General features: G+C 65.3%; 18 protein-coding genes and 1 pseudogene. 8 read left to right on the forward strand and 11 right to left on the reverse strand.

The genetic code is table 11. The annotated features are described in order from the left end of the window. Positions 1-16 precede the first annotated feature (16 nt). The 7 genes from ACG0Z3_RS13520 to ACG0Z3_RS13550 are packed head-to-tail and all read left to right on the forward strand — an operon-like array spanning position 17 to position 8780. Positions 17-1381, forward strand: coding sequence for a hypothetical protein (locus ACG0Z3_RS13520; RefSeq protein WP_394398197.1), 1365 nt, complete (start codon positions 17-19; stop codon positions 1379-1381). Further along, entirely contained in the window at positions 1375-2250 is an 876-nt protein-coding gene (locus tag ACG0Z3_RS13525; RefSeq protein WP_394398199.1) for a hypothetical protein, read from the forward strand. Before ACG0Z3_RS13520 ends, ACG0Z3_RS13525 begins: the two co-directional genes overlap by 7 nt. A 6-nt stretch (positions 2251-2256) precedes the next feature. Continuing rightward, a complete protein-coding gene (locus ACG0Z3_RS13530) occupies positions 2257-3456 on the forward strand; it encodes a glycosyltransferase family 4 protein (RefSeq protein ID WP_394398201.1) in 1200 nt (399 codons plus the stop codon). After that, positions 3437-4186, forward strand: coding sequence for a WecB/TagA/CpsF family glycosyltransferase (locus tag ACG0Z3_RS13535; RefSeq protein ID WP_394398203.1), 750 nt, complete (start codon positions 3437-3439; stop codon positions 4184-4186). Before ACG0Z3_RS13530 ends, ACG0Z3_RS13535 begins: the two co-directional genes overlap by 20 nt. Next, positions 4173-5021, forward strand: coding sequence for a glycosyltransferase (locus tag ACG0Z3_RS13540; RefSeq protein ID WP_394398205.1), 849 nt, complete (start codon positions 4173-4175; stop codon positions 5019-5021). The genes ACG0Z3_RS13535 and ACG0Z3_RS13540 overlap by 14 nt, the downstream gene beginning before the upstream one ends. Then, positions 5018-6238, forward strand: a complete 1221-nt coding sequence (locus ACG0Z3_RS13545) for a lipopolysaccharide biosynthesis protein (RefSeq protein ID WP_394398207.1) — start codon at positions 5018-5020, stop codon at positions 6236-6238. Before ACG0Z3_RS13540 ends, ACG0Z3_RS13545 begins: the two co-directional genes overlap by 4 nt. Before the next feature lie 16 nt (positions 6239-6254). Further along, a complete protein-coding gene (locus ACG0Z3_RS13550) occupies positions 6255-8780 on the forward strand; it encodes a GMC oxidoreductase (protein WP_394398209.1) in 2526 nt (841 codons plus the stop codon). A 174-nt stretch (positions 8781-8954) separates the two neighbouring features. Here the strand turns inward: ACG0Z3_RS13550 and ACG0Z3_RS13555 are convergent, their stop codons facing one another. From ACG0Z3_RS13555 to ACG0Z3_RS13590, 8 genes are read right to left on the reverse strand one after another with little or no spacing between them, the layout of a single operon-like run. Continuing rightward, a complete protein-coding gene (locus tag ACG0Z3_RS13555) occupies positions 8955-10892 on the reverse strand; it encodes a polysaccharide biosynthesis protein (RefSeq protein WP_394398211.1) in 1938 nt (645 codons plus the stop codon). A gap of 9 nt (positions 10893-10901) precedes the next feature. Then, complete coding sequence (locus tag ACG0Z3_RS13560; protein WP_394398213.1) at positions 10902-11486, reverse strand: sugar transferase; 585 nt, start codon at positions 11484-11486, stop codon at positions 10902-10904. A gap of 7 nt (positions 11487-11493) precedes the next feature. After that, positions 11494-12654 (reverse strand): DegT/DnrJ/EryC1/StrS family aminotransferase, encoded by a 1161-nt coding sequence (locus ACG0Z3_RS13565; protein ID WP_394398215.1) that lies wholly within the window; start codon positions 12652-12654, stop codon positions 11494-11496. Positions 12655-12673: 19 nt separating this feature from the next. Next, the gene (locus tag ACG0Z3_RS13570; protein ID WP_394398217.1) at positions 12674-13342 is read right to left on the reverse strand and encodes a methyltransferase domain-containing protein; all 669 of its coding nucleotides are present in this window, start codon (positions 13340-13342) and stop codon (positions 12674-12676) included. Continuing rightward, positions 13339-14565, reverse strand: a complete 1227-nt coding sequence (locus ACG0Z3_RS13575) for a glycosyltransferase family 4 protein (protein ID WP_394398219.1) — start codon at positions 14563-14565, stop codon at positions 13339-13341. The genes ACG0Z3_RS13570 and ACG0Z3_RS13575 overlap by 4 nt, the downstream gene beginning before the upstream one ends. Further along, a complete protein-coding gene (locus ACG0Z3_RS13580) occupies positions 14562-15647 on the reverse strand; it encodes a glycosyltransferase (protein WP_394398221.1) in 1086 nt (361 codons plus the stop codon). Before ACG0Z3_RS13580 ends, ACG0Z3_RS13575 begins: the two co-directional genes overlap by 4 nt. After that, entirely contained in the window at positions 15644-16237 is a 594-nt protein-coding gene (locus ACG0Z3_RS13585; protein WP_394398223.1) for an acyltransferase, read from the reverse strand. The genes ACG0Z3_RS13580 and ACG0Z3_RS13585 overlap by 4 nt, the downstream gene beginning before the upstream one ends. Next, positions 16234-17451: a lipopolysaccharide biosynthesis protein gene (locus tag ACG0Z3_RS13590; RefSeq protein WP_394398225.1), complete on the reverse strand. Its 1218-nt coding sequence runs from the start codon at positions 17449-17451 to the stop codon at positions 16234-16236. The genes ACG0Z3_RS13585 and ACG0Z3_RS13590 overlap by 4 nt, the downstream gene beginning before the upstream one ends. Before the next feature lie 46 nt (positions 17452-17497). Between ACG0Z3_RS13590 and lysS the strand changes: the two genes are divergently transcribed. After that, complete coding sequence (lysS, locus tag ACG0Z3_RS13595) at positions 17498-19003, forward strand: lysine--tRNA ligase (protein ID WP_394398227.1); 1506 nt, start codon at positions 17498-17500, stop codon at positions 19001-19003. Between the two features lie 766 nt (positions 19004-19769). Here the strand turns inward: lysS and tnpC are convergent. The 3 genes and pseudogenes from tnpC to tnpA form a co-directional block, all read right to left on the reverse strand. Next, a pseudogene (tnpC, locus tag ACG0Z3_RS13600) lies at positions 19770-21329 on the reverse strand (IS66 family transposase). 76 nt (positions 21330-21405) lie between these two features. Then, positions 21406-21738, reverse strand: a complete 333-nt coding sequence (gene tnpB, locus ACG0Z3_RS13605; RefSeq protein WP_394398229.1) for an IS66 family insertion sequence element accessory protein TnpB — start codon at positions 21736-21738, stop codon at positions 21406-21408. Continuing rightward, positions 21735-22139: an IS66-like element accessory protein TnpA gene (gene tnpA, locus ACG0Z3_RS13610; RefSeq protein ID WP_394398231.1), complete on the reverse strand. Its 405-nt coding sequence runs from the start codon at positions 22137-22139 to the stop codon at positions 21735-21737. The genes tnpB and tnpA overlap by 4 nt, the downstream gene beginning before the upstream one ends. Between the last annotated feature and the right edge of the window lie 283 nt (positions 22140-22422).

Raw genomic sequence — 22422 nt, forward strand, 5'->3', positions numbered from 1 at the left:
GCTTGAGCCCAACATCATGGTGAACAACTCGCTGAAGGTGGCCGTACTGCTCGCGTGCTACCTCGCAGCAGGGATCACCACACTCCAGGCAAGCGACCTCTCGGCCACGCTACTGGCAGCACTCCTCTGCTTTGTCGCATATTTGATCAGCCTGTGGAGCGTGCGCGTGTCGGCGTCCCGGGATCAGGAAGTAAGCCTGTGGCCCCCTTTCCTGATTGCTTTCTTCTTGTACAACAACACCTATCCGTTCATCCTCCAAAGCGGCATCGACCTCGTCTATCCCGGACTGGAGACCTCCGAGGAGTTCACGGCGATCGCCCAGGCGCAAGCCACAGTAGCTCTGGTGATCATGTGCATGCTGGCAACACTGGACGCTTGGCGCGGCACCAATCACGCAACGTCGTCAGCGAAAGGAGTCCGATGTCTCGCCGTAGCGCCGTCAAGGTGGATCATCGGCGGCAACGCACTGCTGATGCTTACGTCGCTTGGTTACTTCTCGACCATCGCTGGGGATATCTCAGCCGAAGCGGGGCGCTTGGGCGTCGCCCAGAGTTTCAACCTGTACCAATGGGTGTTTCTCGGCTGGATGCACCTGCTGTTCTACTTTGCCGCCATTCTCCAGGCCGCTCGATCGCCAAACCACAGAGGCGTCCGGACTCGCCTGATTGTTGCAGCCATGCTACTGGCCCTTTATTGTGCGATGGACTCGGCGGTGGGAGGTCGAAAGATCATCGCGGCGGCGCTGCTCGGCACGATCTACGGCGCCCTGCGTTTCGGTGTACCGCGCCTGCGCACGATCACGATGGCGATACCCGTCGCGATGGTGGCGATGTCGGTCCGGGCGATCTTCTACGACAAGTTCTCAGGAGAGGCTGATGGCTTCGCCTCCATCGCACTGCAACTCGGTGGCGAGTTTGTATTCACCTTCCTGACCTTCCCGACCACCATAGCGTCGGAATGCAGCTTCTATGAGTCGAGCGTCAACAGCTACCTGATGACAGGCCTGCAGTTCGTCCCTCGGATCTTGTGGGACGACAAGCCGTTCTCGCTCGCGCAATCGCTGTCGAACTATCTCTACGACGGCCAGGAAGGCTTCTCCATCGTCCCCATGGCGGAAGCGTGGTGCACATTCGGCAATGCTGCCGGATTCGCCTTTCCCCTTGTTGCTGGCCTGATGCTCGGCCTGCTGCTCCGGATCGCCCGCCGAAGGCCCCTTGTCGGATTTATCGTGTACGCCCACGCGCTGGAGCTAAACCGCGGCGAGGTGAGCTATCTCGTCCTCCAGGTGGTCACGCTCTATGCGATATACGCAATTGGCGGAAGGTTGGCAACAGCACTCGCACCCTCACATCCGCACGCAGCACCAGCCAACCAATGCTGACTCACATTCTTCTCGTCACGACCGACGGCAGCCGTCCTGCAGAACTGCGCAGGCTCATTACGTCCGTTCCCGCCGACGGCCGAATCCTTATTGCCCTGCTGGAGCAGTGTGGCAGTGCAGCAGAGCTACCGGATGGGGGACGGAGATTTCTCCGGCTATCTAGCCCTAACCGCATTCCCTTGTCGGTGGCTCGGAACCGTCTGCTGGATAACCTCACTCAGCGCCTCGATCCTGCAGAACTGGGGCCGACCACGCGCCTGATTCTGGCCGATGACGACTGCTGGTATACACAGGCATTCTTTGACGCAGGGCTCGAGGCGATCGCTCGCGAAGCGATCCTGGTACACCCGGCCTACGACCCGGCCAACGGCCGCGCGTTCGCCGTCACCGACGTCCGCGGCCTGCCTCGTCACTCGCTCATCGCGCCGGACCGGTTGCTTTACTGCGCGACGTCCATAGGCATCGACATGCCCGCCAAGCTAGGTCTTCGCCTGCGATTCAACGAGAAGATCGGACTCGGCTGCCACATCGCGCAAGGCGAGGAAACGCTTTTTCTTTTCCACGCATTGGACGCGGCGCCAGGGATACGCGTGCTGAGCCTAGACGACGCGCCGGTGTTCCATCCTCACAAGATCGCCACGAACAGTCGCAATCACCATTCCTTGGCCTACTTTTTGGGATGGTGCGCCAAGGGACCTTATCCCTACGCCGCGAGCTACTTCCGATATAAATGGCTGCGTTCGCTGGCTGCGTTCGTACTGCGCCCCGGCGCCCTCTCTTTCAAGATGCCATGGACCCTGCTCCGAGGCTACTTCGCCGGTCGCGCGGACCACGAGCAATTGGGCTCGCCCTTGGCTCCCAATCGCTAAATCATTATGGCTAGCCATCCTTCCGCCGATATAACTCGCCCACGCCTCGCATTCCTGACGCCGTCCAACCCGATTGATGCTGACTCGGGCGGGAAGCAGTTCACCCTGGATCGGCTGCTCGGGCTAGCCACACTTGCCGACGTCGATGTGTTCTGCCTTGAGGATGCCCCCGAGCAACTGCGTCGTCTGTCTGAGCTCCTTGGTGGTCGGCCGGTGCACGCTGCAGGCCAGCTAAAGCCCCGGACGATGCGCCACTGGGCTGAGTCAATGCTACGCGGCATGCCGCTGAGCGTCTGGCGCAACAACATCGCTGAGTTGCGCGCCCTGGTCGATCGCCACGCAGGCACGACCTACGACGTGGTGTACGTGGATCATTGGCTGATGTGGCCGGCATCAAAGGGATTCAATCCAGCCGCCCGCCGCCTGCTGAACCTGCATAACGCCGAACATCTGATCTTCCAGCGCGCAGCAGAAGCTCACCAGGGTGCACTCAAGTACCTGCTTAGCCTCGAAGCGAAGCGCGTGCGCCGCTATGTGCGACGAATCGGCGTGCAGGCAGACGCCGTGCACTCAATCAGCGAAGCCGATCGTCAGGAACTCATCGCCACCGGCATTCCCGCATCGAACATCACGGCGATCCTGCCTTGCGTCAATGCCGGCACAGCCTCGTCAGGCCGACCGGGCGGTCATGTGTTGTTCGCCGGAACCTTGACCTGGATACCAAATGTCGAGGGCCTAGACTGGTTCCTGCGCGAGGTTCTGCCGAACCTAGACATCGCCCAAACCGTACAAGTGGTGGGCGGCCCCCCGGTGCCCGCCTGGCTTCAATTGCCATCAGCAGCAAAAGTGGAGTTTCTCGGACGCGTCCCTAGCGTCGAGCCGCTCTATGCCGAGGCAGGCGTCATGATCGCGCCCGTCTTCTCGGGCTCAGGCATCAAGATCAAGATCGTGAATTCGCTTGCACGCGGGCTGCCGGTGGTCACGACCTCCTGCGGCATCGAAGGATTCCCACCAGGTTGGGAGGGTGCAGTACGCGTCAGCGACGATCCGGCCGGCTTCCGCCAGGCGGTGCGCGAGCTCATCAATGACACGACAGGCTGGGCAACTGCCAGCAGTCAAGCAAAACAATACGCGGCTCGGCACTTCTCAACCGAAGCCGCTCGCTCGAAGTTGGAGGAGTGCCTGAATGTCAGCGTCCGGTCATGAAACATCACAGCCCGTGCCCTTTGCCGGGCTGACCTTTCGCGGCCACAACCTTGAGGCAATCCGGCGGGCACCGGACATGCCGAAGTTCATCGTGACGGTCAATGCGGACTTCATCGTGCGCGCCCAGGAGGACGTCGACTTCCGTCGACTAATCGAAAGCCACTTGTCCACCTTCGACGGCCAGGTGCCATTCGCCCTGGCGCGGATGCTCAATCGCGACAGGGCCTCACAGATCGAGAAACTGAGCGGTTCGGATCTAATCTACACGTACTTGAAGGAAGCGGCTGAAGCAGGCAAAACCTCTTTCCTGTTTGGCGCTTCACCTGCGGCGAACGAGCGCGCGGTAAAGGCGAGTAAGGAGCTCTATGGTGGTCTGGTGCTTGGCTACTCGCCGCCGATCGCCGAGGAGCCATTGCCCGCGACCTGGACCGAAGAGGCGCTACAACGTATCAGCGCTGCGCGGCCAGCTTACCTCTTCGTCGCGCTCGGCGCGCCAAAACAGGAACGCTGGATTGCCGACAACCTCGATGCACTGCGTGTCGCAGGCGTCGAGTGCGTGATGGGCTGCGGCGGCAGCATCGACTTCCTCGGCGGCACGATAAAGCGCGCCCCACGCTGGGTTCAATCCATCGGGATGGAGGGCATTTACCGCCTCGTGTCTGAACCTCGCTTTTTCCGGCTGCTCCGCCTCCTCCGCAGCTTCCGAGTTTTCGCTTATGTCTTCAAATGACCCCGTCCTCGAATTTGAGGCCGCGACGCCTGTCGTCTCCGTGGTCATGGCCGTCAATCGCGACGACGGCTTCCTAACCTCTGCCATCGAGAGCATCCTCACGCAATCGATGCAAAGCCTGGAACTTTTGGTGGTCGCAAACAACTGCAGCGACGAACTCTGGGCTCATCTGCAAATGCTGGCAACGCGAGACACACGCCTGCGGCCGTTGCGCACGCCGCTGGGGCAACTACCCTACAACCTCAACGTCGGCCTGCACCAGGCTCGCGGCGAGTTCATCGCGCGCATGGACGCAGATGACCTCGCGTTACCAGACCGCCTGGCCCGTCAGCTGCATTTTTTGCGCGCGAATCCTAGCGTCAGCGTGGTCGGCGGCAACTATGAGCACATCGACGAACGCGGCCATTTGATAGGTCAACCCACCTCGCTGAGACTGGACCCCGACAAGATTCATGAACGCATGCCGTACGAATCCTGCATCCCACATCCGACCGTCATGATGCGGCGCGCTGACGCAATCCAGGTGGGCGGTTACGCCTACGGTCTGTACGCGGAGGACTGGGACTTGTGGCTGCGTATGCGCCGAGCGGGAAAACGCTTCGCGAATATTCCCGACCTTGTGCTCCTCTACCGCATCCACGCCGGTCAGAGCACATCGCTGCAAGCCGCACGCCGGAACATAGCGAACGTGCAGGCTTTGTTATTGCGCGAGCTGATCTTGACGGCCAACCCGACGTTCGCGCTGTCGATGCTGCGGCACTTGGGCTTCGAATTACTACGCATAGCCGTTGCATTGACTCGCCGAGTGTTCCCAAAGCGCGGAGTCTCTCAATGATTCGCTCCGCGATGTCCCTCGGGGTGATACAGATCGCCGGCTATGTTGTGCCCTTTGCGACGCTTGCGGCGGCGGGGCGACTGGCCCCGCCGCTTGCGCTCTCGGGGTTTCTCTACGTGCAGTCGCTGGCAGCGTTACTGGCGATCATCGTGGAGTACGGATTCCACTTGTCTGCCGTCCGTATGGCAGGTGAGGCGATTACCACCGGGACCGAACGCCGGACCTACTCATCCATTCATGCCGCCAAGGCGGTGCTGCTAGTCATCGCGCTGGCGATTGCTGTTAGCGTGGCCGCCTTCGGCACGCAGATCACTGTGACGCCGGACATGCTACTGGGCGTCTGCATGGCGATCTTCTCCTACGGTGCCAGACCGTTGTGGTACTTCCAGGCGAACGAAACGTACTGGCGTCTGATCAAAATCGAGATCGCGGCGAGCGTTGTGGCTTTAGCATCAGTGACCGTCGCTGCGCAGCATATCCCCCATCCTGGCGCGCTCGCCATCGCCTGGGTCATACCGCGATTCATTGCGACGATGGTGTTGATTCTGGGCATCCATGCCACTCACGGGTTCGAGTGGATTCCGCTGCGGATGGTGATGACGACTCTACGAGAATCTTTCCCACTCTTCCTTCACAAGGCGTCTGCCAATGCTGTGCATCTCGGCGTACCAGTTGTGATTGCCTATATGCTGACCCGTCCGGAGTTGCTCGGATTCCAACGTGCAGAACGCATCTTCACCGCTGCCCAATCGGTACTGCTGGTGGTGTCACAGGCCAGCTACGCACTTATCGTCAAACAGAACGGGGACCACAGCGAAGCTCGTCGCACGGCGCTTCGGGCGACGTTCTACCAGCTAGGGGTCAGTTCGTTGGCTGCCGTGCTCGTGGCGCTGACAGCGCCTTGGCTTGTGCTGCTGTTCTGGGGTGGGTGGCATGCCGACACAACTCAACTGCTCCGCCTATACGCCATCGGTTTACCGCTACTGGCGATCAACGCTGCCCTTGGCCTGAACTACCTGCTGCCGCGAAAGCGCGACGTGGTCGTTGTCGGCGCCGCCATTGCTGGCGCAGCCAGCACGATGGCACTAGTTCATCCTTTGACATCTTATTGGGGCCCCCAAGGCGGCATCTTTTCCATTCTGTTGGGCGAGTTCATCATGTTCATTGTGATGTTGACTGCCCTACGCGCGAGCCGCCACACGCGCTATCCAGCATGAGCGAGGCTATGCCCGGATGAAGCAACTGTCGTTCGAGACCATCAATGGCGACCGCTCGATCGTCATCATCGGATCTGGCATGGGAGGCGGCACGCTTGCCGTATTACTAGCCCGGGCCGGATACCACCCTGTTGTCATCGAGGCCGGTGACGAACGGGAATGGTCGATCGCCGACGAGCCGGCAACGGGCCGCCCATTCGGCATAGCGAAGAACCGTGCAATTGAGATCGGCGGAGGCACGAATCTCTGGCACGGCGTTACTGCACCGCTGGACGAGGAGGACTTCCAAGACAGTCGTCCCGAACGCCACCCGGGCTGGCCGATCACACGCGACACCTTGGTTCCCTACTGGGCCGCTGCTGCCACGTTCCTGGGTTTCCGCGAGCCGACACGCCTTGAATTGGGGCACTGGCCAGCTGAATTAAGCGCGCATGCGACCGACCTCGGGGTTGATTTCACCCGGGTCACACCCAAGCTGTTCCGAGTACTGCACAAGCCCACGCGCCTCAAGCCGATACTTTTGGAACTGGAGCGCAAACGACAACTGACCTTGTTACGGGGTTGCCGAGCACGGCGACTGGAATGGTCGCAAGACGGCACGCTCGCTGAGGCGGTCATCGTGAACCGAGGCGGCGAACTGCATCGGCTGGTGGCTTCGCAGATTGTCATCGCCGCCGGCGCGCTCGAATCGCCGGTCGTGCTGCTCAACAGCCCGGGCGGCGAGCCCGGCGGCCGCTACAACCGTATGGGCCATGTCGGACGGTATCTAGGCGACCACCCGATGGCCTTCGTCGGTAAGGTCCGGGTCCAACAGCCGAGGCGCGCACCGCTCTACTCCGACATGTCCGACGGCATGGGCAATCGCGTCAGAATCGGTCTGCGTCCCAAGGACATCCCGACCTTCGGCAACTCCAACCTCTATCTCAGGCCCTCTTTCGGCGAACGCAGCAACGACGTAGAGGACAAAATACTGCTAAGCATGGTCGCGCTGCGTCGCCCCAGCAGCGTCCGCATAAAAGACCTGGCGACGATCCTCGCACACCCCCGCGTGGCCTACAGAGCCGTTGCCAATCGGTTCGCACTGCCGGTGCGGTATAGACACGCAGACCTATTCTTCGTGACTGAACAGGGCAGCGAACGGATTAGTCGCGTCCAGCTCCGCGCCGCCCCGGCGGCTGACGGCCTGCGCGAGGGGGGCTATCACTGGCATGTCCCGGACGGCGATCTTCGAAGACTGGACGTCATGTTCAAGGAGGTGATCGCGCCTAGTCTGCAAACTGGGGGGCTGACACTCACCGCCGCACCGACGATCGAGCATTGGCGCGAGCACTTCACATCGGCCGCGCATCATCTAGGCACCATGCGAATGTCGGCGACAGGCGAGAACGGCGTCGTTTCTTCAGACCTACGGCTGCACGCCGCAAACAATGTGTGGGTCTGCGACGGTTCCGTGTTCCCGAGCGTGGGTAACGCGAATCCTTCGCTGACAATCTGTGCGCTGGCGCATCGACTTTTCGATCATCTGCAGCCACTTCTGCGCGCCACTGATACCCGAACGGACGTACAGGCAATCGTCGATACGCCCGGAGGCCTGCCCAGGGCACTGCTCACAGGCGCTACAGGCTTCATCGGAAGAACGATTGCAAAACGCGCCGCCGGCAGGCTATCGGTGCTGTCGGGCGTGCGTGCCGACGCGCCGGCCAGACAGGCGCCAGGGCGCGTTCGAATCGATTATGCGGACGAACGTTCTGTTTCTGCAGCCGTCGCTGACTGCGACGTGGTGATCCACGCAGCCTATGATCCAAATCAGCCAATGCGGGAGGGCGAGTTTGCCGGCCGGCTCGTAGACGCCGGGATGCGGGCGGGCATCCGATCCTTCGTGTTCTTTGGCACCTACTCCACCTACGACTCGCTTCGCGATCGGGTGGACGAGGCCAGCCCAAACTCGTCGCTGCGGCTACCCTACATCGTAGGCAAGCAAGGACTTGAGAGCAGTCTGCGCACGCTTTCGGAGAAGTACCCGGAAGCCAAGATCCTCATGCTGCAGCCCACCATCGTGACAGGAGCCGGCGGGTCCTGGAACCGCTTTTTCGACCATGCTGCAGAATCACTGGCCGTAGTGTTGCCGCACGGCGGCGCAGCCCCGCTCAATGCCGTCGACGTCGATGTCGTGGCCGAAGCGGCTGTGCGCGCCGCGCTGGGAACGACAGGACTGTCCGCCGGTTTCCACAAGTTCCTGCTGAACGGGTCAGCCGCATCGAGCTGGGCCGATCGCATCGCCGCCAGCGCGAAGGCGCAGCCTCCGCGTATTGCAAGGGCTGGTCGCGGACTGCTAGCGGAAAGCCTGGTCATGAACCTCCTGCTCTGCCTCAAGTACACCGGCGGCCGCCGCTGGCACTATCCCCGCTTGGGCGTTGCGCCGCAAAGCGACGGGAAGATGCCCGCCCAGGCGCTAACCCTCCGGGGCCTCGATCGCCTTACCGTCGCAGGTTGGGCGGTCGTCGACGCTGCAGCCGCTCGGCGTGCAGGACTGATCGACTGAGCCGGGCCGAGCCCGCACTTCGTAGTGGTTCTGCTCAAAACGCCAAAGCATGCTGCCCCGCTGGCCGCTGCGAGAGCAGCCTGCGCGGCGAAGTTTCACTGTCGGGCTCTGAGGCGTACGGTTACCAACCCTCGAGCCGGCTTGCGAAATGCATCAGCGAAACTTTGTGCCTGATCAGGTATTTTGAGAGCGCTGTAGCTGCTGGGAAATTTGCGCGTCAGAGACTTGGGGCCGTCCCCTCGGTTGAGCCGCGGCAGGTCGATATTCCGGCAACCAGTTGATCAGGAGCTTGACGACATCGGTTTCGCCATACTGGACGACTTGCTTCGCGCTGAATGCGACATAGGCCAAAACGCGTTCGGCTATGCAAGGTTCAATGATCGCGACGCGCAAGCGTGGGATACGGGTCGCCACTGTCTTATCCATGTCAGAAAGCAACTCTTCATACAGCTTCTCTCCCGGTCGCAGCCCCGTAAACCGAATGCCAATCTCTGTTTCTGAGCGTCCAGCCATCCGAATCATCGTCTCGGCCAAATCCAAGATCCTTACTGGCTTCCCCATATCCAGCACATAGACCTGCCCGGTCTCGCCGATCGCGCAGGCCTGCACCACCAGTCTTGCCGCCTCTGGAATCGTCATGAAGTAACGCGTGATGTCGGGATGCGTCACCGTCACCGGCCCGCCCTTGGCGATCTGCTCCTTGAACTTGGGGATCACGCTTCCGCTTGAGCCCAGCACATTCCCGAATCGCACCGCCATGAATTTCGTCGTGTGGCCTTGGCCCGCCATGTGGCTGATCATGAGCTCGGCAGCCCTTTTGGTCGCCCCCATCACGTTGGTCGGATTGACGGCCTTGTCCGTAGAAATCAGCACGAAGCGATCAACCCCGCACTCTGCGGCGGCCTGGCAGGCGTTGTGGGTGCCCAGCGTGTTGTTCCGCAGCGCCGCCCAAGCGTTCTCCTCTTCCATCAAGGGCACATGCTTGTACGCCGCCGCATGGAACACGATCTGCGGCTTGTACTTGCCAAAGACGTGGCGCAGGTGTTCCAGCTCCTTCACATCGCCGATCAGGCGCACCAGCGGGATGTGCGGGAAGGTCTCGCCCAGTTCCTGCTCAATCGTGTAGAGATTGAACTCGCTCAGCTCGTACAGCACGATCTTTGACGGGCCATAACGAGCCACTTGGCGGCACAGCTCGGAGCCGATCGAACCGCCCGCGCCAGTGATCAGCACCACCTTGCCGTTCAGACATTCGCTGATGCCGCCTTCGTCCAGCTCCACCGGCTCGCGGCCCAGCAAGTCCTCGGGTTCGATGTCTCGCACTTGGTCGACATGGCTGCCGGCCAGCAGTTCCTCACTGCTCGGCACAGTCAACACCGGTAGCCCAGCTTGGCCCGCGAGCTCCAGCGCACGGCGGCGCAGGCCCATCGTGGCCGCCGGCATCGCGACGACGATGTGCGTGATGCCGTGCAGTTCGGCGAGGCGCGGAGCCTCCTCCAGCGCGCCCAGCACCGGCACACCGGCCACGCGGGCACCGCGTTTCCCGGGTGCGTCGTCGAGGAAGCCGACCACCACCCAGCCCTGGCTGTGCTGGATGCCAGCCACCAGCAACCGACCGGCGTCGCCTGCGCCCATGACCAAGGCGCGCCGCTGCTCCTGGGCACTGCCGCTGATGCGGCTGCGCATGTGCTCGTACAGCATGCGGTAGCCCATGCGCATCATGGCCAGCGCCATCAGCGTGAAGAGCGGGTGTAGCGCCAGCACAGCCCGCGGCACCTTGGTCAGTTGGGCCATCAACACGACGACAGCCACGAGAAGGCCGGAGGCCACGCAGACTGCGGCCAGCCGCTTGATCTCGCCGAAGCCGCTGAAGCGCCACATGCCCTTGGGCACCTTCAGCAGCTTCAACAGCAACGCGTAGATGGCGACAACGCCCAGCAGCACCCAGTGGTCGTAGTCGGGCCGGGCGCTGAACCAGCGCTCGAAGCCGAGGCGGAACAGGTAGGTGGCCTGCCAGGCAACGGCCACAGCCGCCATGTCCAGTGCGAGCGCCAGCGCCTCGCGGTGAGGACGGATGCGCGTCAGCCAGGCATCCAGAGACAACCAGTTCATCGTCGGCTTTCAGTTCTTCAACGCGCCCAGCGTGGCGAGGATCAGCCGCACATCGCCCATCAGGCTGGCGCTGCGCACGTAGTCGGCCGCCAGTTGCAGCTTGGTCGGCAGCACCACTTCCACGTACTCGCGCTCGGGGTCGGCCGCGTGCGCCAGCAACTCGCTCTCGTTGCGAAATCGCAGCGACGCCGGATCGGTAATGCCCGGCCGCACCGACAGCACCACGTCGCGCAGCTCGGCCGGGTACAACGCCACGTAACGCGGCACCTCGGGTCGCGGGCCGACGAGGCTCATCGCGCCGCGCAGCACATCCCAAAGCTGCGGCAGTTCGTCGAGCTTGGTGGCACGCAGCAGACGGCCAGCGCGGGTGATGCGCGGGTCTTCGCCGACCGTGATCTGCGCCCCCGCCGAGGCTCGCATCGTGCGGAACTTGTGGATGGTGAACGGCACGCCGAAACGGCCCACGCGGATCTGGCGGAACAGCACCGGGCCGGGCGAATCGAGCTTGACCCACACAGCTGCGGCCAGCAGCAGCGGCGACAGCAGCAGCAGACCCAACAATGAGCAAATCACGTCAAACAAGCGCTTGGCCAAGGTGCGCTCAGCCCAGCAGTGCGCGCACGGCGGCGATGACGCGCTCCACATCGGCATCGCTCATCGCCGTGTAGAGCGGTAGGCTGACCGTGCGCTCGAAGACCTTCTGGGACTGCGGGAACTGCTCTGGCGTCAGGCCGTAGCGGTCGCGCCAGTACGGATGCAGATGCAGCGGCACGTAGTGCACGCTGCAGCCGATGCCCGCCGCAAACATGCCTTCGATGAAGGCATCGCGAGTGATCGACGCGTCTTCAGCCAGGCGCACTACGTACAGGTGCCAGGCGTGCGTGTCGCCCTCGGGCGCAACGGGCGGCAGGATCAGCGGCAGGTCGGCGAACGCGTCGTTGAAGCGCTCCGCGATCTGCTCGCGACGGGCCTGAAAAGCCGGCAAACGCTTGAGCTGGTGCAGCCCCAGCGCCGCCGCAATGTCGGTCAGGTTGTACTTGAACCCCGGCGCCACGATCTCGTAGTACCAGCTTGGCACCTTGGCCGTGAAACGGTCGAACGCGTCGCGGCTCATCCCGTGCAGCCGCATGATGCGCGCACGCTTGGCGATCTCCGGGTTGCGCGTGACCAGCATGCCGCCCTCGCCCGTCGTCATGGTCTTGTTGGCGTAGAAGCTGAACACCGTGGCATCGGTGCCCAGCGTGCCGATCAGTTCCTTCTCCAGCGTCGTGGGCAGCGCATGCGCCGCGTCGTCGATGACGCGCAGGCCGTGCCGACGCGCGATGTCCAGCACCGCGATCATGTCCACCGCCAGGCCGGCGTAGTGCACCGGCATGATGGCCTTGGTGCGCGGCGTGATCACCGCCTCGATGGCGGCGATGTCGATGTTCAGCGTCGCGGGATCGATGTCGACCAGCTTCACGTCGGCACCGAGATAACGCACGACTTCAGCGGTGGCGGTGAAGGTGTGCGTCGTCGTGATGACCTCGTCGCCGGGGCCGATGCCAATGGCCTCCAGCGCCAGGTGCAGGCCGGCCGTGGCGGAGTTGACGGCGATGCATTCGATCTGCGGGTCGCCGAGGAACTCGGCGAAGGCCTGCTCGAAGCGCTTGGCCTTGGGGCCGGTCGTGATCCAGCCGGATTTCAGCGTGTCGACCACTTCGGCGATCTCGTCGTCGCCGATGTCGGGCAGGGCAAAGGGAAGAAAGGGCTGGGAGCTCATCGGGCGGGATTTTCGCGCATCAGCGCTTCTCGATCAGGACCAGGCGGTGGGTACGCAGCCATGGCACGAGGTTGAACAGCGCATAGGCCGCCGGCAGCGCACGCGCCAGCGGCGGCGCCAGCGTCACGCGGCGCGCCGTGAAGTGGCCGTGCGGGAACAGCTCGCGCACGCGCGCCAGCGGCACGCCGCGCACGTCGGTGTTGCGCGGGTTGTTGACGGTGAAGTCATACCAGACGACGGCACCGCCCGGCTTGAGCCAGCGCCACATGGCGTCAGCCACCTGCTGCTGCAGCGTGTCGTCGAGGATGGACGAGAAGACCGTGGATTGCAGCACCAAGTCCTGGCTCTCGGGGGCGACGTCAGCGCTCGCGGCATCGCCGGCCAGCAGGCGCACGCCCTCGGGCAAGGCGGCACGGGCCGCCGCGAGACGCTCCGGCAGCAATTCAATGCCGGTCAGGTGCGCGGGCCGCAGGCCCAGGCGCAGCAGGTCCAGCAGGTTGCCACCAGCGCCGCAGCCAACCTCCGTGGCGCGCCAGTCGGCCGGCACACCCGGCCGCTGCACCAGCAGCTTCAGCAGCGCGCGTTGGCGCTCCTGCCACATCTGCCAGACCTCCGGGCGCAGCAGGCTGTAGCGGTCGCCCGCATCACGTCGGGCGTACCGTTGGGCAATGGCGTCGAGCTCGCTCATCGCAAGGCCTCGATGAAGCGTGCCGCCAGCACGGGGAAGGCGTGATGTGCCATCGCGAAGGCGCGGCCGCGCTCGCCCATCGCGGCGCGCTCGGCGGGGGTCAGCGCCGCGAGCTTCAACAGGCCCTGCGCAACAGCCGTGGCGTCTTCGGGCGGCACCGTGAGGCCCGCGCCCGCTTCAGCCACAGGATCATTGCCCGCCTCGACCGAATGCAGTACGGCGCGCCCGGCCATCAGGTAGTCGATGAGCTTGTTGGGCGCGATGCCGAAACGGTAGATGGGCGTGCGCTGCCAGCCGATGTAGGCGATGTCGAAGTGGCCCAGCAACGTCGGGATCTGCGCCTTCGGGATGGGCGCGAAGAAGCGCACGTTCGCCAGCCCTTCGGCCGTCGCGCGCTCGGCCAGCCGGGCAGCCTCGTGGCCGCTGCCGACGAGCACGAAGCTCAGCGGCGCGTCCTTCACGCGGGCCGCCGCGTCCAGCAGCACGTCCAGCGCATTGGGCAGCCCCATGGAGCCGGCATAGCCGACAACCACGCGGCCCGCAGCGCGCTCGGCGTCCAGATGAGCCTGCAGCGCCGCCCCCAGAGGCGCGGTCTCACCCTGCCATTCCTCAGGCGCGAAGCCGTTGGGCACGACATGAAGTTTCCGCAGGTCCAGGCCCCGCGAAGCCATGTGCTCATGCACGCAGGGCAGCATGGAGACGACGACGTCGGCATCGCGGTAGGCATCGGCCTCGGCCTTGCCGCACATCATGGCGAACGGGTGGCGCGGCGACATGCCGGACAGCTCGATCAGCGACAGCGGCCAGAGGTCGTGCACCTCGTAGACCAGCTTGGCCTTGGCGAGTTTGGCCAGCTTCTTGGCCACCCAGATGTCCATCGGGTAGGTGCTGGACGCGATGACCGCATCGGGCCGGATCTCGCGCGTCAGCCGCCACGCATCGGCGCGCAGCTGGCGCAGGAAGGACAGGATGTTGCGCAGCCGGCCCACGCCGTTGCCGGCGTACTGCGGCGTGGGCAGCCAGCGGTAACGTATGCCGTCGATGAGCTCCTCGACCGGCTGACCCGGCACCTCGGGCTGCACGGCGCGCACATGCGAGTAGGACGCGGCCACGATGGTGACCTCGTGCCCGGCCCGCACCCACTCGCGGGCAAGGTAGTAGGGCCGGAACTCCATGCCATGGCGGGGCGAGCCGGCATAGTGGTTGACAAGCAGCAGCCTCATGCCGGGGTAAGTTCCTTCAGGCGGGTCAGGAAGCGCTGCACATGCGGCTCGAAAAGGCCGTTTGCGGCGACCCAGTCGCGGTTGATGGGGCCGAGCCTGGCTGCGTCCAGGGCGGCCAGGCGCGCCGGCAGGTCTTCCAGCGCGCCGACGATGAGGCCGCGCGCGGAGTCGCCGATCACCTCGCGGTTGGCCGGCAGCTCGGACAGCAGCGGCACACAGCCATGCGCCATGGCCTCCAGCACCGACACCGACACCGAGTCGCTCTCGGGCAGGCTCAGGAACCACGTCGACCGGGCGTAATGGGCCGCTTGCGCCGCCGCGTCCAGCCGGCCCACGAACGTCACCTTGTCCGCCAGGCCGCGTGCCGACACGTCGGCCTCGAGGGCCTGCCGCAGCGAGCCGTCATTGGCCACCACGAGGCGGGCCTCGGGCTGCCCGGCGGCGATGCGCGCGAACGCGTCGATGACGAGTTGAGGCCGGTAGATCGGCTCCAGGCCCCGGTTCGCGAAGCACAGCCAGGGCTGCTTCTTCGCGTTCTGCTTGGGCAGGGCTTCCAGGCCGAACGGGAAGGTCATCACCTCACCCGCGCCCAGCTCGCGCATGCGCTCGGTCATGTAGAGCGAGTCGGACGTGGCAAGCGCGCAATGGCGCAGCACCTTCTTCGTCATCCAGCGCCAGGCGCCACCGCGCTGCGGCGTGACGAGGATGTCGCTGCCCCAGGCCGAGCCGGCGATCTGCGCGCGCAGCCGCCACCCGAGCTTGGCCGCCCAGGCCAGCGAGCCGTGCGAGGTCAGGTAATGCGCATGCAGCCAGTCAGCATCCACGGCGGCCAGCCACTGGCCCATGCGCGGCAGCTGCTTGATCAGCGCGACATTGCCGCCACCATGGTCGGGCTCGGTGTTCAGCGCCAGCCGCTGCGCGTCGGGCAGCAGCTGCAGAAACTCGGGCAGGAAGCCGCGCGACGAGATCGCATAAAGCTGCACCCGTGGCTTCAGCGCGCGGGCCCACTTCAGCAGATGCGGGCTCTCGCCGTCGCCGATCAGCACCAGCTTCAGGCCGCCGCCCAACAACGGCCCGCTCATGGCAACTCCCCAGCCCAGGCCTGGTAGTGCACCGCCAGCTCCGGGTGTTGGCGCAGCAACTGTGCGTCGCGCTTGCGGGTGTCTCCCACCACCTTGGCCGGCTGCCCGGCAAGGATGGCGTAATCCGGGAACTCGCCCTGCACCAGGCTGTAGGCCGACACGAGGCAGCCCTTGCCCAGACGCGTGCCGGGCAGCAGCGTGGCATGCGCACCGACAAAACAGTAAGGCCCGATCTCCACCGGTGCAGTGAAGTAGGCCTGCTTGTCCGCGACCTTGACGTACTCGCGGCCGTACAAGCGAATGGCGGCATGGCTGGAATGGGTGAACACGCCCGTGAAGAAGCCGATCTGGCAGCCCTCGCCGATGCGCAGGCCATAGGTCGCGTCCAGCACGCTGAAGTGGCCGATGAAGACATGGTCTCCCACGTCCAACTGCTCGCGGGCGAACACCACCGCGCTGTTGCTCAGCCGCGTGTGCGGCAGGAACTCACCGTCACCGCGCACGAAACCACCCACCATGCGCGGCCCCCACAGGCGCGAGACCAGGCGCTTGATCGGCTGCCACGCACGCCTTGCCAGGCTTGCCTTCACGGCATCTCCTTGTTGGCTGGCGCCCGCTGAAGCAGGCCCCAGAAGAAATAGCAAAAGTAAAACAGCATCGCGGCCGACACGCCCCAGCCCGCCCCGGCCAGGCCACCCAAGTGCAGCCCGGCGGCCAGGCCAGCAACGAACATCACCTGCCCCACCAGCGCCAGCTTCAGCGCCCAGGCCTGCGCGCCCCAGGCCATGGGCACGACGGACAGCGGCGACGCGATGAAGTGCAGCGCAATGTAGGGCGCGAGCGAACACGCCAGCTCACCGGCGCCGCGCCACTGCGGGCCGAAGACGGTGGCGAACAACCACGGCCCGAAGGCCAGCAGCCCCCCCATCAGCGGCAACGCGATGGCGGCCAGCAGCAGCAGGTTGTGGCGCACGAGCGTGCGGGCTTCGGCCAGATTCGTGGACTGCGTGAGCCTCGGGTACAGCGCCTGCGACAGCGAGCCGCCCACCAGCGACGCCGGCGCCTTCAGGTAGCGCAGCGCCAGCGCCCACGCGCCCGCCTCGGGCGCGCCCAGCCAGGCCGTCAGCAGCGCGATGGCCAGCGTGTCCTGCAGTGCGCCGGCAAACGCATGCGGCGTGTTCAGCAGCGGGAAGTCGCGGTGCTTGTGCGCCATCTGACGCAACGGTTGAGGCCTCAGCAGCCCGCGCCAGCCGCCGGTCGGCGCGGGCCGGGCCTGCAGCATCGCCGCCGCCGCAGTGGCCAGTGTGGCGCCGCCCACCAGCCCCCACGGGCCGGCCTGCAGCAGACCAAAGCCCACCTGCCCCACGGCACCTCCGCCCCATTGGACGACGCGCGCCCGGGCCAGCGTGGCGAACTCACCCGCCCGCGCCGCCCACTGCGCCAGCGCCTGGCTGGCCGCCAGCGCGAGCACGGCCAGCGGCAACGCGGCGGCGACCGACAGGTCGGCCCAGAGCATCCATGCCGCACCGACGAGGATGGCCATTGCTGTCATCACCAGCAGCACGCGCAGGCACAGCGCCAGCAGCGCGGCAGCGCCCTTGTCGCCCGTCTCCAGCGCCAGCGCGAACTCGTAGCGCGCGCAGCCGACGACAGCCAGGTTGCTGGCCACTGTCCACAGCAGCGAGAACTGCCCGTACTCGGCCGGCGTGTACAGCCGCGCGATCCACGGCCCCAGCAGCAGCGGCAGGGCCTGGGCCAGCGCGCTGCCGGCAAGAAGAGTGAGAGTGGCGCGCGTCAGGCTCATAGGGGGCGCGAGATTCTAGAATCGATGGTTCGACTGAAGGCCCGCAATGACCACGACCCCTACCCCCCCCGCCGCCGACGACAACCAACTGATCGCCGAGCGCCGCGCCAAACTGGCCGCGCTGCGGGCTGCGACGGCGGTGCCCTTCCCCAACGACTTCAAGCCCCAGCACCGCGCTGAGCCGCTGCAGGCTCAGTACGGCCAGGTGCCCAACGAGGAGCTGGAGCCGCAAGGCGTGAAGGTCAGCGTGGCCGGCCGCATGATGCTCAAGCGCATGATGGGCAAGGCCAGCTTCTGCACGCTGCAGGACGCCACCGGCCGCATCCAGCTGCGCGTGACCATCGACAACGTCGGCGCCGAGGTCTACGACGCGTTCAAGCACTGGGACCTGGGCGACATCCTGGGCGCCGAAGGCACGCTGATGCGTACCAAGACCGGCGAGCTGTCCGTGGCCGTCACGACGCTGCGCCTGCTGACCAAGAGCCTGCGCCCGCTGCCGGACAAGTTCCACGGCATGACCGACCAGGAGCAGAAGTACCGCCAGCGCTATGTCGACCTGATCACCGACGAGGACGCCCGCAAGCGCTTCGTCGCCCGCAGCCAGGGCGTGTCGGCCATCCGCAGCTTCATGGTGGACCACGGCTTCCTGGAGGTCGAAACGCCCATGCTCCACCCCATCCCGGGTGGCGCGAACGCCAAGCCCTTCATCACTCACCACAACGCGCTGGACCAGGAGATGTTCCTGCGCATCGCGCCGGAGCTGTACCTGAAGCGCCTGGTCGTGGGCGGCTTCGAGCGCGTGTTCGAGATCAACCGCAACTTCCGCAACGAAGGCATCTCGGTTCGGCACAACCCCGAGTTCACGATGATGGAGTTCTATGCGGCCTACTGGACGCATCACGACATCATGGACTTCACCGAAGCCGTGCTGCGCCACGCCGCGATTGCCGCGACGGGCAGCGCTGCACTCACCTACGCCGGCAAGCCGGTCGCACTGGACAAGCCGTTCACGCGCCTGTCGGTGCGCGACTCGCTGATCCAGTTCGCCGGTCTGAGCGGTGAAGAGGCCGACAACGCCGACGTGCTGCGCGCGAAGATCATCGCCGCCGGCGAACAGGCGCCGGCCCGCTGGAGCCTGGCAGAGCTGCAGTTCGGCCTGTTCGAGGCCGTCGTCGAAGAAAAGCTCTGGGAGCCCACCTTCATCATCGACTACCCCGTCGAGGTGTCGCCGCTGGCCCGAGCGTCGGATGCCGACCCCAAGATCACTGAGCGCTTCGAGCTCTTCATCACCGGCCGCGAATACGCCAACGGCTTCTCCGAGCTGAACGACGCCGAAGACCAGGCCGCGCGCTTCCAGGCCCAGGTGGCCAACAAGGACGATGGCGACGAGGAGGCGATGTACTTTGATGCCGACTTCATCCGCGCACTGGAGTACGGCATGCCCCCGACCGGCGGCTGCGGCATCGGCATCGACCGGCTGATGATGCTGATCACCGACAGCCCGTCGATCCGCGACGTCATCCTGTTCCCGGCGCTGCGCCGGGAAGCTTGAGCAGCCTCGGGCGAACAGGCGCCGGCCACCGGGCGCACGGATCACCACCCGCGGCCGCGTCACGCGGCGGCGCGCCTTACGGCGCTGGCGGGCCTGCACTGGCAGCCAGCCCGCCCCTTAGAACAGCTCCGCCACGCACACACCAGCAGACCTGCGTTGTGAGGCTGGATCGCTCGCCTCCAGCGGGCCGGCGCTCATCAGTTCGGCCAGCAGGCGCGGCAGCACCCGCTCGGCATCCGCCCAGGACTACCGGCGTGCGCGGCTCCTGCCACATCGGTGGCACCAGTCGGCCAAAAACTGGGCACCCCGCCGCCCCCAGGGTCAGCACGCAGAACGCTGCGACTGGTGTGCCACTGGCATCGATCGTCTCGCTACACAGGCCGGCCAAGCCCAGCGGATCACCGTCAGCCCGCTGGATGCCCCAAGGCATGGGGCTGGCCCGTGTCGTGGCACCACGTCGTCAGCCGCGCCACCGGCACGACGAAACGCCGGGCGGCCAACCAGCTTTCCCGGCAGGTGTCAGGACTTCATCGCCTCGACGCCGTATTCCCTCACCCGCAGCGCGTCGGCACCGCCACGGAACGAGGGCAGCAGCAGTCCGAAGCAGCCGGGGCGCAGGAGGCCCAGCGTGCCTACTTCCAGCGCCTACCCCGCGCGCCCAAAAGTAAGCGCGCGGCGAACACACCTTGACCGTTGCAGTCCGGGGACCCATGCAGATTCCCATCCCCGGACACCGGGGATAGGAATCGTCCGACGACGAGGAGGCTCAGCTCGGTGACCAGCGATGCGGCAGCAGCTCGTCGATGCGGCTGGCGGGGTGAGTCGGCAAGCGATCCAGCACGTCCTTGAAGTAGGCGTACGGGTCGTGCCCGTTGATGCGAGCCGAGTGCAGCAAGCTCATGATGGCCGCAGCCCGCTTGCCGGCGCGCAGGCTGCCGGCGAAGAGCCAGTTCGCTCTTCCGAGAGCAATCGGGCGGATCTAGTTCTCGACCCAATTGTTCGAGATCGGCACGTCGCCGTCGCTCACGAAGTGCGTGAGCTCCTGCCAGCGCTTCAGGCTGTAGTCGATGGCCTTGATGGTGGCCGAGCCGGGCGGCACCAGTTGTCGCTGCCTGAGCAAACATCGGTGGAACACAGCGAGGACCCGGCGTGACTTGCGTTGCCGCAGCCGCTGTCGCTCCTCACCGGTGAGCGGCTCGGCCTGACGCTCGATCCGGAACAAGGCCTGGTAGAAGCGCAGCGCTTGCTCGCCGACCTTGCTGCCGTGGTTGGCCCACAGCTCATGGAACTTGCGGCGGCTGTGCGCCATGCACTGTGCCGACGTCACGCCCTTGTCCACGCAGGCCGAGTAGCCGCTGAACCCGTCGGTGACCAGCGTGCCCTTCCAGGCGTTGGGCGTCTCCAGCCGCAGGAAGTCTCGGACGTTCTTGCCGCTGCGGGTCTCGCTGAACTCGAACACCACCGCCTTGACGGGGTTGGTGCTGGGCGTGCAGTACGACCAGATGTAGGCCTTGTGGGTCTTGCCATCTCGTTGTCCAGCGGGTTTGAGCATCGCCACCGGCGTCTCGTCAGCATGCAGCACCATGTGGCGCCTGAGCTCGTCGGCCAGGGCCTGCACCAGCGGCTGCAACTGCGCGCCACAGGCGCCCACCCACTCCGCCAGCGTCGAGCGGGCGATCACGTGGCCGGCCCGTGCGAACACGGCCTCCTGCCGGTACAGGGGCAAGTGGTCCATGAACTTGGCCACCAGCACGTGGGCCAGCAGGCCGGTGGTAGGGATGCCCTTGTCGATCACGTGGGCCGGCACCGGTGCCTGCACGATGCGCTCGCAGCACTTGCAGACCCACTTGCCGCGCACATGGCGCTCGACGGTGAACACGCCGGGCTGGTAGTCCAGCTTCTCGGCCACGTCCTCGCCGATGCGCTGCATGGCCTGGCCGCAGCCGCAGGTCGTATCCGCCGGCTCGTGCGGCACGTCGCGACGCGGCAGGTGGGCGGGAAGCTGGGCGCGCTTCGGTTGCTGCTTCTCGTCCGTCTTGTCGCTCTTCTTGCGGTGGCGCTGCAGCTCGCCGTCGAGCTCATGGATGTCGGTGTCCAGCGTCTCCTCCAGCAGGCTTCTCTGCTCGGGCGAGAGGGTGCTGGCGAAGCGCTCGCTGGTGGCAGCGAACTTCATCCGTTTCAGGATCGCCATCTCGTGCGTGAGCTTGTCGATGAGCGCCTGCTTGAAGGCGATCTCGTGGTCACGCTGCTGGACCTGGGCGAGCAGCGACTGCACGGCCTGCCGCGTCTGCGGGTCCAAGGCGTCCAGTTGCTGCGCGCTGATCATGGACAGCCATGGTGCCCAAGGCAGCGACTCAGCGCATCGGCATATCCGGCAATTGCCCGACCTCGGGCAGCTACGCTCAGATCGTACAGATGATGCCGGCCTCGCCCAGGCGCTGCCACGGCAGGCCCAGCACCAACGCATCGAGCTGCACGCGCGTCAGGCTCAGCGTGCTCGCACTGTCCAGTGGCCACACGAACCTGCCGGCGTTGAGCCGCCGGGCCGCGAGCCACACGCCGATACCGTCGTGCACGAGGACCTTCATGCGGTTGGCGCGCCGGTTGGCAAACAGGTAGGCGTGATGGGGATGCGCGGCACCGAAGATGCCGACCACGCGGGCCAATGCTGCTTCAGTACCGAGTCGCATATCCAGGGGCTGCACGGCCAGCCAGACCGCGTCGACGCGAATCAACCCAGGACCTCGCGCAGCCAGGCGGCGCTGTGCGCGTCCAGTGGCAGCTCAGCCTGCACCGTGGTGCTGCCACGGCGGATCTCCACGGAGATGCGGCTCGGCGCTTGCACCGTTGCGGGGGGCAAGGCAGGCGGCACCCCTTGCGGCATTGGCAGTTGAACGAACGCCGGCACCGCCGCCGCATCCTTGTGTGCACTGCTCGGCACGCACTCGTCAGCCTCCCGAACCCAGCGGCGCAGCATGTTGGTGTTGAGGCCATTGGCCAGGGCCACTGCTGCCGTCGAAACGCCGGGCTGGCGAGCCAGCTCGATGACTCGTGCCTTGAACTCGGCCGAGTGTCGGCGCCAGCTGCGCCCCGCAGGTGTCGTCAGATCTCCCGCGCTCAAATCTGTTGTGTCCATGTGTCCACGCATCGTTTGTCGTGGACACAAGCATCCAAGTCCGGCCACCGGACTTCAAGGTGACTTGGGCGGACGCCTACGCCCAAAACGCTGTCGTCGGCAATGGGAGCAACAACGAACGCCGCCAGCAGGCGGTCGGCATCCGTCAAGGCTTCGTAGTCAGACCTGCAAAATACATTTCCACGCAACTCACTGGCGGGGTGAGCCCGGCGAGCAGGGCGCGGTTATGAGGTGCGGAGCAGCGGCTGACGCGATGGGTCGGCATTGGCACCCATCAGGCCGC

Origin of the sequence: Pelomonas margarita (assembly GCF_043555875.1) — a bacterium.
Taxonomy (GTDB): Bacteria; Pseudomonadota; Gammaproteobacteria; order Burkholderiales; family Burkholderiaceae_C; genus Pelomonas; species Pelomonas margarita.

What these genes read in the sequence shown, in the direction of transcription:
- ACG0Z3_RS13570 (WP_394398217.1), bottom strand. Translation starts at nt 13,342, where the DNA reads ATGAGCGAGCTCGACGCCATTGCCCAACGGTACGCCCGACGTGATGCG.
- ACG0Z3_RS13520 (WP_394398197.1), top strand. Translation starts at nt 17, where the DNA reads ATGGTGAACAACTCGCTGAAGGTGGCCGTACTGCTCGCGTGCTACCTC.
- ACG0Z3_RS13545 (WP_394398207.1), top strand. Translation starts at nt 5,018, where the DNA reads ATGATTCGCTCCGCGATGTCCCTCGGGGTGATACAGATCGCCGGCTAT.
- ACG0Z3_RS13550 (WP_394398209.1), top strand. Translation starts at nt 6,255, where the DNA reads ATGAAGCAACTGTCGTTCGAGACCATCAATGGCGACCGCTCGATCGTC.
- ACG0Z3_RS13580 (WP_394398221.1), bottom strand. Translation starts at nt 15,647, where the DNA reads ATGAGCGGGCCGTTGTTGGGCGGCGGCCTGAAGCTGGTGCTGATCGGC.
- ACG0Z3_RS13540 (WP_394398205.1), top strand. Translation starts at nt 4,173, where the DNA reads ATGTCTTCAAATGACCCCGTCCTCGAATTTGAGGCCGCGACGCCTGTC.
- ACG0Z3_RS13555 (WP_394398211.1), bottom strand. Translation starts at nt 10,892, where the DNA reads ATGAACTGGTTGTCTCTGGATGCCTGGCTGACGCGCATCCGTCCTCAC.
- ACG0Z3_RS13565 (WP_394398215.1), bottom strand. Translation starts at nt 12,654, where the DNA reads ATGAGCTCCCAGCCCTTTCTTCCCTTTGCCCTGCCCGACATCGGCGAC.
- tnpA (WP_394398231.1), bottom strand. Translation starts at nt 22,139, where the DNA reads ATGGACACAACAGATTTGAGCGCGGGAGATCTGACGACACCTGCGGGG.
- ACG0Z3_RS13525 (WP_394398199.1), top strand. Translation starts at nt 1,375, where the DNA reads ATGCTGACTCACATTCTTCTCGTCACGACCGACGGCAGCCGTCCTGCA.
- lysS (WP_394398227.1), top strand. Translation starts at nt 17,498, where the DNA reads ATGACCACGACCCCTACCCCCCCCGCCGCCGACGACAACCAACTGATC.
- ACG0Z3_RS13535 (WP_394398203.1), top strand. Translation starts at nt 3,437, where the DNA reads ATGTCAGCGTCCGGTCATGAAACATCACAGCCCGTGCCCTTTGCCGGG.
- ACG0Z3_RS13590 (WP_394398225.1), bottom strand. Translation starts at nt 17,451, where the DNA reads ATGAGCCTGACGCGCGCCACTCTCACTCTTCTTGCCGGCAGCGCGCTG.
- ACG0Z3_RS13575 (WP_394398219.1), bottom strand. Translation starts at nt 14,565, where the DNA reads ATGAGGCTGCTGCTTGTCAACCACTATGCCGGCTCGCCCCGCCATGGC.
- ACG0Z3_RS13530 (WP_394398201.1), top strand. Translation starts at nt 2,257, where the DNA reads ATGGCTAGCCATCCTTCCGCCGATATAACTCGCCCACGCCTCGCATTC.